The sequence below is a fragment of the Paraburkholderia sp. UYCP14C genome, from assembly GCF_004197395.1.
Classification (GTDB): domain Bacteria; phylum Pseudomonadota; class Gammaproteobacteria; order Burkholderiales; family Burkholderiaceae; genus Paraburkholderia.
In genome coordinates, this window is record NZ_SELS01000039.1 from 1 (window position 1) to 12,349 (window position 12,349).

Annotated in this window: 11 protein-coding genes; 8 read left to right on the top strand and 3 right to left on the bottom strand. The window is 66.2% G+C overall.

Annotated elements, in window-relative coordinates; translation table 11 throughout:
• The 5 genes from EVC45_RS28705 to EVC45_RS28725 form a co-directional block, all read left to right on the top strand.
• Nucleotides 1-630, top strand: a 630-nt coding sequence (locus EVC45_RS28705; protein WP_306770799.1) for a citrate/2-methylcitrate synthase, incomplete at its 5' end; no start/stop codon positions are given.
• Between the two features lie 183 nt (nt 631-813).
• Complete coding sequence (acnD, locus tag EVC45_RS28710; RefSeq protein WP_129961572.1) at nt 814-3,411, top strand: Fe/S-dependent 2-methylisocitrate dehydratase AcnD; 2,598 nt, start codon at nt 814-816, stop codon at nt 3,409-3,411.
• A gap of 76 nt (nt 3,412-3,487) precedes the next feature.
• Nucleotides 3,488-4,672, top strand: coding sequence for a 2-methylaconitate cis-trans isomerase PrpF (gene prpF, locus EVC45_RS28715; protein WP_129961573.1), 1,185 nt, complete (start codon nt 3,488-3,490; stop codon nt 4,670-4,672).
• 10 nt (nt 4,673-4,682) lie between these two features.
• A complete protein-coding gene (locus EVC45_RS28720; RefSeq protein ID WP_129961574.1) occupies nt 4,683-5,291 on the top strand; it encodes a bifunctional 2-polyprenyl-6-hydroxyphenol methylase/3-demethylubiquinol 3-O-methyltransferase UbiG in 609 nt (202 codons plus the stop codon).
• Between the two features lie 137 nt (nt 5,292-5,428).
• Complete coding sequence (locus EVC45_RS28725; RefSeq protein WP_129961575.1) at nt 5,429-6,670, top strand: MFS transporter; 1,242 nt, start codon at nt 5,429-5,431, stop codon at nt 6,668-6,670.
• 13 nt (nt 6,671-6,683) lie between these two features.
• On the opposite strand, the gene EVC45_RS28730 is transcribed toward EVC45_RS28725, so the two are convergent.
• Nucleotides 6,684-7,079, bottom strand: coding sequence for a DUF305 domain-containing protein (locus tag EVC45_RS28730; RefSeq protein WP_129961576.1), 396 nt, complete (start codon nt 7,077-7,079; stop codon nt 6,684-6,686).
• A 190-nt stretch (nt 7,080-7,269) separates the two neighbouring features.
• Here EVC45_RS28730 and EVC45_RS28735 point away from each other — a divergent pair, with 190 nt between their 5' ends.
• Together EVC45_RS28735 and EVC45_RS28740 are read left to right on the top strand one after the other, a co-directional pair.
• A complete protein-coding gene (locus tag EVC45_RS28735) occupies nt 7,270-7,584 on the top strand; it encodes an antibiotic biosynthesis monooxygenase (protein WP_129961577.1) in 315 nt (104 codons plus the stop codon).
• A 52-nt stretch (nt 7,585-7,636) separates the two neighbouring features.
• On the top strand, nt 7,637-8,644 hold the full coding sequence (locus EVC45_RS28740) for an NAD(P)-dependent alcohol dehydrogenase (RefSeq protein WP_129961578.1): 1,008 nt from the start codon (nt 7,637-7,639) through the stop codon (nt 8,642-8,644).
• An 84-nt stretch (nt 8,645-8,728) separates the two neighbouring features.
• On the opposite strand, the gene EVC45_RS28745 is transcribed toward EVC45_RS28740, so the two are convergent.
• Nucleotides 8,729-9,352, bottom strand: a complete 624-nt coding sequence (locus tag EVC45_RS28745) for an ATP-binding cassette domain-containing protein (protein ID WP_129961579.1) — start codon at nt 9,350-9,352, stop codon at nt 8,729-8,731.
• A gap of 128 nt (nt 9,353-9,480) precedes the next feature.
• A complete protein-coding gene (locus EVC45_RS28750; protein ID WP_129961580.1) occupies nt 9,481-10,329 on the bottom strand; it encodes a shikimate dehydrogenase in 849 nt (282 codons plus the stop codon).
• A gap of 208 nt (nt 10,330-10,537) precedes the next feature.
• Between EVC45_RS28750 and EVC45_RS28755 the strand changes: the two genes are divergently transcribed.
• Entirely contained in the window at nt 10,538-12,325 is a 1,788-nt protein-coding gene (locus tag EVC45_RS28755; RefSeq protein ID WP_129961581.1) for an FAD-dependent oxidoreductase, read from the top strand.
• Nucleotides 12,326-12,349 lie beyond the last annotated feature (24 nt).

The window sequence follows — 12,349 nt, forward strand, 5'->3', positions numbered from 1 at the left end:
GAGCCGTCGAAGGCGTGGGTCGACGCGATGCACGTGTCGCTGAACCTGTACGCGGAGCACGAGTTCAACGCGTCGACTTTCACGGGCCGCGTGATCGCGGGCACGGGTTCGGACATTTATTCGGCGATCACCGGCGCGATCGGCGCGTTGCGCGGCCCGAAGCACGGCGGCGCCAACGAAGTCGCGTTCGAAATCCAGTCGCGCTACCAGACGCCCGACGAAGCGGAAGCCGACATCCGCCGCCGCGTCGAGAACAAGGAAGTGGTGATCGGCTTCGGTCACCCGGTGTACACGATCTCCGACCCGCGCAACAAGGTCATCAAGGAAGTCGCGAAGAACCTGTCGAAAGACGCCGGCAACATGAAGCTGTTCTCGATCGCCGAGCGGCTCGAATCGGTGATGGCGGACGCGAAGAAGATGTTCCCGAACTTGGACTGGTTCAGCGCGGTGTCGTATCACATGATGGGCGTGCCGACCGCGATGTTCACGCCGCTGTTCGTGATCTCGCGCACGGCGGGCTGGAGCGCGCACATCATCGAGCAGCGCGTCGACAACAAGATCATCCGCCCGAGCGCGAATTACACCGGTCCGGACGATCTGCCGTTCGTACCGCTGGCGAAGCGCGTTTGAGGTGAATCCGGAGCGGCTCGTATCGCGCGGCCGCTCCGCTGCAAGCATCGAACGATCGCAATTCAGCAACCCGTCAGCAGCGAGCTAAACTACTTGCACTGTCCGTCCGGCCGCGCGAGCGAAGCGCCGTCGGACGCCGCCGGTCTCCCGTCCGGCGGCCGATAACCGTCCTGTCCCTACGTCATGAATACTGCCAACCGCAAACGCCTTCCGGGCACCGATCTCGACTTCTTCGATACGCGTGCCGCGGTCGACGCGATCCAGCCCGGCGCCTACGACAAGCTGCCGTACACGTCGCGCGTGCTCGCCGAAAACCTGGTGCGCCGCTGCGATCCGGTGACGCTGAGCGCTTCGCTGAAACAGATCATCGAGCGCAAACGCGAGCTCGATTTTCCGTGGTTCCCGGCGCGCGTCGTGTGTCACGACATTCTCGGTCAGACCGCGCTCGTCGATCTGGCGGGTCTGCGCGATGCGATCGCCGCGCAGGGCGGTGATCCCGCGCTCGTGAATCCGGTGGTGCCGACGCAGCTCGTCGTCGATCATTCGCTGGCCGTCGAGTGCGGCGGTTTCGATCCGGACGCGTTCGCGAAGAATCGCGCGATCGAAGATCGCCGCAACGAAGACCGCTTCGATTTCATCAACTGGACCAAGCGCGCGTTTCGCAACGTCGACGTGATTCCGCCGGGCAACGGCATCCTGCATCAGATCAACCTCGAACGCATGAGCCCGGTCGTGCAGGTGAAGGACGGCGTCGCGTTTCCCGACACGCTGGTCGGCACCGACTCGCATACGCCGATGGTCGATGCGCTCGGCGTGATCGCGATCGGCGTCGGCGGTCTCGAAGCGGAAAGCGTGATGCTCGGCCGCGCGTCGTATATGCGGCTGCCGGATATCGTCGGCGTGGAGCTGAGCGGCAAGCCGGGCGAGGGCATTATCGCGACCGACGTGGTGCTGTCGTTGACCGAATTCCTGCGCAAGCAGAAGGTGGTCGGCGCGTACCTCGAATTCTATGGCGAAGGCGCCGCGAACCTGACGTTGGGCGATCGCGCGACGATCGCGAACATGGCGCCCGAGTTCGGCGCGACCGCCGCGATGTTCTATATCGACGAGCAGACGATCCGCTATCTGAAGCTGACCGGCCGCGACGACGAACTCGTCAACCTCGTCGAAACGTACGCGAAGCACACCGGCTTGTGGGCCGATACGCTGACGCACGCCGAGTACGAGCGCGTGCTGAAGTTCGATCTGTCGACCGTGGTGCGCACGCTCGCGGGGCCGTCGAATCCGCATCGGCGCTTGCCGGTGTCGGAACTGGCCGCGCGCGGCGTTAGCGGCAAGGTCGAGAACGAGCCCGGTCTGATGCCGGACGGCGCGGTGATCATCGCCGCGATCACGAGCTGCACCAACACCAACAATCCGCGCAACATGATCGCGGCCGGCCTCGTTGCGCGCAATGCGAACCGGCGCGGACTCGTGCGCAAGCCGTGGGTCAAGAGTTCGCTCGCGCCGGGCTCGAAGGCGGTCACGCTGTATCTGGAAGAGGCGGGGCTGCTGCCTGAACTCGAACAGCTCGGCTTCGGCGTGGTCGCGTACGCGTGCACGTCGTGCAACGGCATGTCCGGCGCGTTGGACCCGGTGATCCAGAAGGAAGTGATCGAGCGCGATCTGTATGCGACCGCCGTGCTGTCGGGCAACCGCAACTTCGACGGTCGCATCCATCCGTACGCGAAGCAGGCGTTTCTCGCGTCGCCGCCGCTCGTCGTCGCATATGCGATCGCAGGGACGATCCGCTTCGACATCGAGAAGGACGTGCTCGGCGTCGATGCCGACGGTCATGCGGTCACGCTGAAAGACCTGTGGCCCTCCGACGCGGAGATCGATGCGATCGTCGCCGCGAGCGTGAAGCCGGAGCAGTTCCGCAAGGTGTATGAACCGATGTTCGCCATCTCCGCCGACACCGGCCCGAAGGCCGACCCGCTGTACGACTGGCGCGAGCAGAGCACCTATATCCGCCGTCCGCCGTACTGGGAAGGCGCGCTTGCCGGCGAGCGCACGCTGCAGGGCATGCGCGCGCTGGCCGTGCTCGGCGACAACATCACGACGGACCACCTGTCGCCGTCGAACGCGATTCTGCCGGACAGCGCGGCCGGCGAATACCTGACGAAGATGGGCCTGCCCGAAGAGGACTTCAACTCGTACGCGACTCACCGCGGCGATCACCTGACCGCGCAGCGCGCGACCTTCGCGAACCCGACGCTGAAGAACGAGATGGTGATCGTGGACGGCCAGGTGAAGGCCGGTTCGCTCGCGCGCATCGAGCCCGAGGGCAAGGTCACGCGCATGTGGGAAGCGATCGAAACGTATATGGAGCGCAAGCAGCCGCTGATCGTGATCGCGGGCGCCGACTATGGCCAGGGTTCGTCGCGCGACTGGGCCGCGAAGGGCGTGCGGCTGGCGGGCACCGAAGCGATCGTCGCGGAAGGCTTCGAGCGGATTCACCGCACGAACCTCGTCGGCATGGGTGTGTTGCCGCTCGAATTCAAGCCGGGCGTGAATCGCCTGACGCTCGGCATCGACGGCACCGAGACCTTCGACGTGATCGGCGAGCGCAAGCCGCGCGCCGATCTGACGCTGGTGATTCATCGCCGCAACGGCGAGCGCGTCGACGTACCGGTGACGTGCCGGCTCGATACGGCCGAAGAAGTGTCGATCTACGAAGCCGGCGGCGTGCTGCAGCGTTTCGCGCAGGACTTTCTCGAGTCGACCAGAGCGGCGGCTTGATGGCGGAACAGGGCGATGCGGCTTGATACGCCGCATCGCCCTTCATCAAAAGAACATGTCATCTCAGGACACTTTCATGCACTTACCCCAGATCAGGATTCCGGCCACCTATATGCGCGGCGGCACCAGCAAGGGCGTGTTTTTCCGTCTGCAGGATCTGCCCGAGGCCGCGCAACGACCGGGCGCCGCGCGCGACGCGCTGCTGATGCGCGTGATCGGCAGCCCCGACCCGTACGGCAAGCAGATCGACGGCATGGGCGGCGCGACGTCGAGCACCAGCAAGACCGTGATCATTTCGCGCAGCAGCCGGCCTGATCACGACGTCGACTATCTGTTCGGTCAGGTGTCGATCGACAAGGCGTTCGTCGACTGGAGCGGCAATTGCGGCAACCTGTCGGCCGCGGTCGGACCGTTCGCGATCAGCGCGGGCCTCGTCGACGCGAGCCGCGTGCCGCGTGACGGCGTCGCGATCGTGCGGATCTGGCAGGCCAACATCGGCAAGACGATCATCGCGCACGTGCCGATCACCGATGGCGCGGTGCAGGAGACCGGCGACTTCGAGCTCGACGGCGTGACCTTTCCGGCCGCCGAAGTGCCGCTCGAATTCATGGACCCGGCCGCCGACGAAGAAGGCGCGGGCGGCGCGATGTTCCCGACCGGCAACCTCGTCGACGACCTGGAAGTGCCCGGCGTCGGCACGTTGAAGGCGACGATGATCAACGCGGGCATTCCGACGATCTTCGTCGATGCCGAAGCGATCGGCTACAAGGGCACCGAGTTGCAGGACGCGATCAATAGCGACGCGAAGGCGCTCGCGATGTTCGAGACGATTCGCGCGCACGGTGCGCTGCGCATGGGGCTGATCAAGAATCTCGACGAGATCGCGACGCGGCAGCACACACCGAAGGTCGCGTTCGTCGCGAAGCCGGCCGATTACGTGGCGTCGAGCGGCAAGCCGGTGCGCGCGGGCGACGTCGATCTGCTGGTGCGCGCGATGTCGATGGGCAAGCTGCATCACGCGATGATGGGCACCGCGGCGGTCGCGATCGGCACCGCGGCGGCGATCGCGGGCACGCTCGTCAATCGGGCGGCGGGCGGCGGCGAGCGCGAATCGGTGCGCTTCGGGCATCCGTCGGGCACGTTGCGCGTCGGCGCGCAGGCGAGTCTGAAGGACGGCGAGTGGGTCGTCACGAAGGCGATCATGAGCCGCAGCGCGCGCGTGTTGATGGAGGGGTGGGTCCGGGTGCCGCAGCAGGGCTGAGGCACTGCCGATGTCGGCCAACGTCAGCGGCACGGAAGGCTATGCGGAGCACGCCGAGGCGCTGATCGAACGATGGCGCACGCTGTCGTTCGCCGACCGGCATCGGCCGATTCTCGACTGGATACCGCAGGCGCCGTCGCGCATCGTCGATATCGGCGCGGGCATCGGCACCGATGCAGCCGCGCTCGCGGCGTTGGGGCATACGGTGCTCGCGGTCGAACCGGTCGACGCATTGCGCCACGCGGCGCGCGAGATGTATCCGTCGGCGCGCATCGAATGGCTCGACGACAGCCTGCCCGATCTCGCTCTGCTGATAGCCAGGCGCAGCGCTTTCGACGTGGTCATGCTCACTGCCGTCTGGATGCATCTCGATGCGCGGCAGCGCGAACGCGCGATGCCGCGCGTGGCGTCGTTGCTGCGCGACGGCGGCATGTTGATCATGTCGCTGCGGCACGGACCTGTTCCCGCCGGTCGCCGCATGTTCGACGTCACCCCTGAGGAAACCATCCGGCTGGCGAGCGAGCAAGGTCTGCGACTCGTGAGCGAATTGCGCACGTCATCGGTTCAGCAGGCCAACCGCGATAGCGGCGTCACGTGGACGCGGCTCGTGTTCCGGTAACTCCCCAATCAAGGCGCGCCGCATGCGCGGCAATAGCCGACGCGAACCGATGCGTCGTCTACAATGGCCGCACGAAACGGGCCGCTCCCAACAACCACTCCCAGCGGCCGACTCAGAACCGACGCAGAGGAGGCACGATGCAGAACAGGCTGGACGCCGACGCGACGAATTCCGCCGACGCGGCGCGCGACGCCGCGCGTGCGAAACGCGCGGTGCTCGTGATCGCGATTGCGCAATTGCTCGGAACATCGTTGTGGTTCAGCGCGAACGGCGCGATGCGCGATCTGCAGAGCGCGTGGCAACTGAGCGCGTCCGGTATCGGCTGGCTGACGAATGCGGTGCAGGCCGGTTTTATCGTCGGGACCTTGCTGTCGGCGACCACCGGACTCGCGGATCGCGTGTCGGCGAGCAAGGTGTTCGCCGTCTGCGGCGTGCTCGGCGCGACCTTGAATGCGCTGTTCGCGCTGTGCAGCAGCGGGCTCGCGTCGGCGCTCGTGTTTCGCTTCGGCGTGGGCGTCGCGCTCGCCGGCATCTATCCGCTCGGCATGAAGCTGCTCGTTACATGGGACCCGCGCCGCGCCGCACAGACGCTCGCGTTGCTCGTCGCGATGCTGACGCTCGGCACGGCCTCGGTGCACGCGATTCGCGCGTTGCTGTCGGGCGTGCCGTGGCAAACCGTGGTGCTTACTTCGTCGGGGCTCGCGGTGATCGGCGCGCTGCTGGTGTTCGTGCTCGGCGAGGGACCGCACGCGCGGCGCGCGGGCAATCGTCGCTTCGGTTTGTCGGCGGGTGTCGGGCAGGTCGTGCGCATCAGCGAGTTTCGCTCGGCCGCGCTCGGCTATTTCGGTCACATGTGGGAGTTGTACGCATTCTGGACGCTGACACCGCTGCTTGTTCAGCGAGCGTTCGCGAGCGGCGCGCCGGCGGCGCCGGGCACCGTCGCGTTGTGGTCGTTCCTGATCATCGCGATCGGTGCGCTCGGCTGCCTGTTCGGCGGCAGGCTCAGCCAGTCGGTCGGCAGCGCGCGTACCGCCGCTCTCGCGTTGACGATATCGGGCACGTTGTGCGCGATTTATCCGCTGACCACTGGGTTCGGCACGGCCGCCCAACTTGCGCTGCTACTCGTGTGGGGCATCAGCGTGATCGCCGATTCGCCGCAGTTTTCGGCGCTGTCCGTGAAGGCCTGTCCCGCCGACAAGATCGGCGGCGCGCTGACGCTGCAGAACAGCTTCGGCTTTTTCCTGTCCGCCTGCTCGATCCTGTGGTCGACGAGCGTGTTTCACACGCTCGACGTGCGCGTCGCGTGGCTGCTGTTGCCTGGCCCGATCATCGGTCTGATCGCGATGACACCTCTTTTGCGCAAGCAGCCACGCTGGTGATGCCGGCGGCGGGTTACTTGCCGCCGTGCTTTTCCTGCCAGCGCCGCATGAACGCAATCTCGTCGTGCTGCGCCTTGATGATGTTGCGCGCGAGCCGTTTGATCTCCGGGTCCTTGCCGTATTTCAACTCCACCTGTGCCATTTCGATCGCGCCCTGGTGATGCGGGATCATGTGCGCGACGAAATCGCGGTCGGCGTCGCCGGTGTATTCGGGGGCGCTCATGTCATGCATCATGCGCTCGTCGGCGGCCTTGAAGGCCTGCGTCGATGCGCCCGCATCCGTCTGCGGCGAAGCCGGCATGTTCATGCCGGGCATGCCCTGATGTTGCGCGTGAGCGGGCAAAGCCGCCGCCGCGAATGCAAAACCGCCGAACACACAGAGAGCGCGCAACGCGCGAAGGTTTGTCATTTTGGGTTTCCGTTGTTGAAGAGAGTGGCGATGCGATCCGCGCGATTCTAGCGGTCACGTCGGACATCGTGGAGCTTCCTACCGTGGGAAGGTCAAGCGAGCGTATGGAAATGCACGCCTATAATGAAACGCGACTGGACCACCAGGCCAGCATCATTGGCAGCATCACTCACTCAACGAGGCTGACAGCATGTACATCGCGATGAACCGCTTCAAAGTGGCGCCCGGCTCCGAGGACGCGTTCGAACATCTATGGACCACGCGCGACACCCATCTGAAAGAGGTGCCGGGCTTCGTCGAATTCCATTTGCTGAAGGGGCCGCGCAAAGACGATCACGTGCTCTATTCGAGCCATACGATCTGGCGTGACCATGCATCGTTCGAGGCATGGACGAAGTCCGACGCGTTTCGCGCCGCGCATCGCAGTGCCGGTAACGAAAACCGTGTGCTGTATCTCGGCCACCCGGAATTCGAAGGCTTCGAAGTCATCCAGACCGTCAAATAGCACAGTGCTCGCGCGGCGCGCGGTTGCGCGCCTCTCATCAAGGAACGAAAACATGAAAGCCGTCAGAATCGGTTCGCCCGCCAGTGTCGATAGCCTGCAGGTCGTCGATCTTCCCGATCCCGGTCAGCCAGGAGACGGGCAGATTCGCGTGCGCATTCGCGCGAGTTCGCTGAACTACCACGACTACGGCGTCGTCTGCGGCAATCTGCCGGCCGAACCGGGCCGCATTCCGATGGCCGATGGCGCGGGCGTCGTCGAAGCGGTCGGCGCGGGCGTGCGCGAATTCAAGCCCGGCGATCACGTCGTGTCGTGCTTCTTCCCGCACTGGGAGAACGGCTCTCCCGCGATCGGCGATTTTTCGACTACCCCCGGCGACGGCGTCGACGGTTACGCGCGCGAAGTCGTCGTGCGGCCAAGCCACTACTTCACGCACACGCCGGCCGGCTACAGCCACGCGGAGGCGGCGACGCTGACCACGGCGGGGCTGACCGCCTGGCGCGCGCTGGTCGTCGATGGTCAGTTGAAGGCGGGCAGCAGCGTGCTCGTGCTAGGCACCGGCGGTGTGTCGATCTTCGCGTTGCAGATGGCGAAGGCGATGGGAGCGTCGGTGATCGCGACGTCGTCGTCGAATGCGAAGCTCGAAAAGCTGCGCGAACTCGGCGCCGACCATACGATCAACTATCGCGACAATCCCGAGTGGGGCAAAGAGGTGCGTCACCTGACCAACGGGCGCGGCGTCGATCACGTGATCGAGGTGGGTGGTCCCGGCACGCTGCCGCAGTCGATCATCGCATGCCGCATCGGCGGGCATATCGCGCTGATCGGTGTGCTGACCGGCCGCGCGGGTCCGGTGCCGACCGGGCATCTGATGGCGCGGCAACAGCGTCTGCAAGGGCTGATCGTCGGCAGCCGGCAGGATCAGATCGACATGGTGCGCGCGCTGGAGACGACCGGCATCAAGCCGGTGATCGACAGCACGTTCGAGCTGGACAAGCTCGCCGACGCGTTCCGGCACGAGGCATCGGGCGCGCACTTCGGCAAGATTTGCGTGGCGATCTGAACAGCGACGATGCGCGTGCGATCGCTGCGCGAGCAGCGACTTGCGACGCGTTTTGCATGGCCCGCGCCGTGCTTCTGACTCAACTCAAGGGCGCCTCGCGAGGTCCGCGAAACTGACGCTCGTCGCCTCGCAGGCCTGCGTGAACCCTTCGTCGTAACTCGTGAAAAACACCGTGCGCGTCGTGCCGAGCGTTCTGAACAGCTCGGCGAGCACCGCGCGCGCCGACGCGTCGAGTCCGCCGGCGGGTTCGTCGGCGATCAGCACGCGGGTTTCGCCGAGCGCCGCCGCCGTCAGAAACACCTTTTTGCGGCTGCCATACGACATCTGCTCGAAGCGTTTGTCCAGATGCGGCGCGAGGCCGAAGCGTTCGGCGAGCGCGAGCACGTCGTCGGTGAGCGCGGTGTGCCGCGCCGAGGCGACTTCGCACAGATAGTCGCGGCCGGTTTGATCGGGCCAATTCATGCTGTCTTCCGGCACGTACGTGAGCACCGCTCGAGCGGCCTGCGGCGCGGCGCGCAGCGCATGGCCGCCGAGCCATACGTCGCCGGTATCGGCTTCGAGCGCGCCGGCGAGGATGGCGAGCAACGTCGATTTGCCGCTGCCGGATTCATCGTTTAACGCGACGCAGCCTGACGTCGCGTCGAAGTGCAGTCCTTCGAACAGGACGCGGTCGCTATAGCGCTTGCTGAGGTTGTCGAATCGAAGCATGGGTGGGCGCGCAAAGGGCGATGTGAACGCGGCACAGGGTCGCGCCGCATCTCATGTATGCCGTGCGGGGTCTTCAGCACGGCAATTTCGCGCCAGTGTAGCAGCGGGCGCCTGCTTGTTTCGAGCCGTTACGCCGACCCCGCCGTCTCCAGCAAAAACTCCACCATCCGGTCGCACACCCGTTCGAACATCTGCGTGCCCGTCACGGTCGGGCAGCCGCGCGCGCGTGCGGCTTCGATCAGCGGCGTAAGCGGCGGTTTGGTGACGACGTCGCCGACGAAGGTCGTGGCCGGCAAGCGTGCGACGTCGATCGGCAACGGATCGCCCGCGCGCATGCCGAGCGGCGATGCGTTGACGACCACGTCGTACTGGGTCAGGTCCGGTTCGGCCGCCGCGCCGCGCGCCGTGCCGCAGCCGAGCGCGTTGAGCCGTGCGGTCAGCGAGCCGGTGCGTTCGACGTCGTTGTCGCGCACGTCGAGCGAGCCGACGCCGCGCTGCATCAGCGCATGGCCGATCGCCGACCCGGCGCCGCCCGCGCCGACCAGCAGCGCGCGTTTGCCCTGTAGCTCACAGCCCGCGGCGACGAGCGCCGCGACGAAGCCGGTGCCGTCGAACATACCGCCGTGCCAGCCGCCGTCGGTATTGCGGCGCAGCGTGTTGACCGCGCCGAGGAACGCGGCTTCTTCGGCAAGCGTCGCGCAATAGCTCGCGGCGCTGAATTTGTGCGGCACGGTAATGATCACGCCGTCGACGTTGCGCATTGGCGCGATGCCCGCGAAAAACGCGGGCAGATCGGCGGGCGCGACGTGCGCGGGCACCACCAGCGCATCGCGGCCGGCCGCGCGCAGCGCGGCGGTCACGCCCGACGGCGAGCGCACCTGCGCAATCGGATCGCCGACGATGAAATACACGCGCGTCGCGCCGCTCAGACCGGCGTCGAGCGACGCCGCGAACGAAGAGTTTTCAGCCTGCTGCATAGTCGAATCTCCTGAAATGGGCGCCCGTGTGCATCGTGCCCGATGCGGGGCGTGAGGTGTTGCCGGTTGTCGAGTGTGTTCAGAAAGCTTTGCTTTTTTCTCAATTGTGGAATAGTATTCCAATCACAAAGCAAATTCTAGATATTGCGAAAAATCCGGAATGGCCTTGGCAGCCGGACGCAACGCACGAGCACACAAGGAGCAGCAGATGGTGGAGACACTGAGCGGTTTGCAGCAGGACGAAACGTTCGACGTCGTGGTGATCGGCGCGGGCGGGGCGGGCATGTCGGCGGCGCTGTTCGCGGCGATCGACGGCGCGCGCGTGCTGCTGGTCGAAAGCACCGAATACGTGGGCGGCACGACCGCCTATTCGGCCGGCACCACGTGGATCCCGAACTCGCCGCACGGCCCGTCGATCAATCCCGACGACAGTAGCGCCAACGCCGAAGGCTTTTTGCGCCGCGCGGTCGGCGAGCGCAGCAACGAGGCGTTGCGGCGCGCGTTCCTGCAGGCGGGGCCGCGGGCGGTCGCGCAGATCGAGGCCAATTCGCACGTCAAGTATCGGGCGCGGCCGTTTCATCCGGACTATCTGTCGGAGCTCGAAGGCTCGACGCTGCGCGGCCGCGCGCTCGAACCGCTCGCCTTCGACGGCCGCCAGCTCGGCCGTCACTTCGCGCTGATCCGCCCGCCGATTCCTGAGTTCACGGTGCTCGGCGGCATGATGGTCGATCGCGACGACGTCGGGCATCTGCTGAATTTGACGAAGTCGTTCAAGTCCTTGCGTCATGCGGTGAAATTGCTCGCGCGGCATGCGCGCGACCGCCTCAGCTGGCCGCGCGGCACGCGTCTCGTGATGGGTAATGCATTGATCGGCCGGCTACTGCACTCGCTGCTCGAGCGCGACGTCACGGTGCTCGTGAGCACCAAGCTCGAAGCGTTGCGCACCAACGCGAGTGGCGCGATCGAAGGCATCACGCTGAGCCAGAATGGTCAGCGTCGACAAATCTCGGTCACAGGTGGCGTGATTCTCGCGAGCGGCGGTTTCAACCGGCATCCGCAACGGCGCCGCGCGATGCTGCCGGGTGCGGACGTTACGTGGTGCCCGGGCGCGCCGGGCCATACCGGCAGCGCGCAGGATCTTGCGCTCCCGGCGGGTGCGCGTTACGGCGAGGGCGCGCTCAGCAACGCATTCTGGGCGCCGGTGTCGATACGCAAGCGCGCGGACGGCACGACCGCGGTGTTCCCGCACTTCATCATGGATCGCGGCAAGCCCGGCATGATCGTCGTCAATCAGCAGGGACGGCGCTTCCTCAACGAAAACACTTCATATCACCTGTTCGGTATCGCGATGCAGCACGCGCATCGCACGACGCCGTCGGTGCCCGCGTTTCTGGTCACCGACGCGGATGGCCTGCGCAAATACGGGCTCGGCATGGTACGGCCGGGCGGCAAGGGCCTCGCGCCATTTCTCGCGGACGGCTATCTGACGCAAGCCGCGACGCTCGACGAACTCGCGGCCAGGCTCGGCATCGACGCGGCGGGTCTCGCCGACAGCGTCGCGCGGATCAACGACTACGCGAAAACCGGCGTCGATCCGGAGTTCCAGCGCGGCACGACCGACTATCAGCGCGCCAACGGCGACGCCAACTGGCCGGGCCCGAATCCGTGCCTGGGCCCGATCGGACGCGCGCCGTTTTACGCGGTGCGGCTGTACCCGGGCGACATCGGCGCCGCGACCGGCCTCGTCAGCGACGACAAGGCCCGCGTGCTGAATCGCGACGACCAGCCGATCGGCGGCCTGTATGCGTGCGGCAACGACATGCAATCGGTGATGGGCGGGGTCTATCCGGCGCCCGGCATCACGCTCGGACCGGGGCTCGCGTTCGCGTATCTGGCGGCGCGCGACGCGGTGGTGCGCGCCAAAGCCGCGCGCGGCGATGCGGCGCCGGTCGTGGCGCGTAACACCACGCAGGCGGCCAACGAAAAGATCGTCTGACGAACCAGGGGCAAGCCTGGTTTG

What these genes read in the sequence shown, in the direction of transcription:
- EVC45_RS28725 (WP_129961575.1), top strand. Translation starts at nt 5,429, where the DNA reads ATGCAGAACAGGCTGGACGCCGACGCGACGAATTCCGCCGACGCGGCG.
- acnD (WP_129961572.1), top strand. Translation starts at nt 814, where the DNA reads ATGAATACTGCCAACCGCAAACGCCTTCCGGGCACCGATCTCGACTTC.
- prpF (WP_129961573.1), top strand. Translation starts at nt 3,488, where the DNA reads ATGCACTTACCCCAGATCAGGATTCCGGCCACCTATATGCGCGGCGGC.
- EVC45_RS28730 (WP_129961576.1), bottom strand. Translation starts at nt 7,079, where the DNA reads ATGACAAACCTTCGCGCGTTGCGCGCTCTCTGTGTGTTCGGCGGTTTT.
- EVC45_RS28755 (WP_129961581.1), top strand. Translation starts at nt 10,538, where the DNA reads ATGGTGGAGACACTGAGCGGTTTGCAGCAGGACGAAACGTTCGACGTC.
- EVC45_RS28735 (WP_129961577.1), top strand. Translation starts at nt 7,270, where the DNA reads ATGTACATCGCGATGAACCGCTTCAAAGTGGCGCCCGGCTCCGAGGAC.
- EVC45_RS28720 (WP_129961574.1), top strand. Translation starts at nt 4,683, where the DNA reads ATGTCGGCCAACGTCAGCGGCACGGAAGGCTATGCGGAGCACGCCGAG.
- EVC45_RS28745 (WP_129961579.1), bottom strand. Translation starts at nt 9,352, where the DNA reads ATGCTTCGATTCGACAACCTCAGCAAGCGCTATAGCGACCGCGTCCTG.
- EVC45_RS28740 (WP_129961578.1), top strand. Translation starts at nt 7,637, where the DNA reads ATGAAAGCCGTCAGAATCGGTTCGCCCGCCAGTGTCGATAGCCTGCAG.
- EVC45_RS28750 (WP_129961580.1), bottom strand. Translation starts at nt 10,329, where the DNA reads ATGCAGCAGGCTGAAAACTCTTCGTTCGCGGCGTCGCTCGACGCCGGT.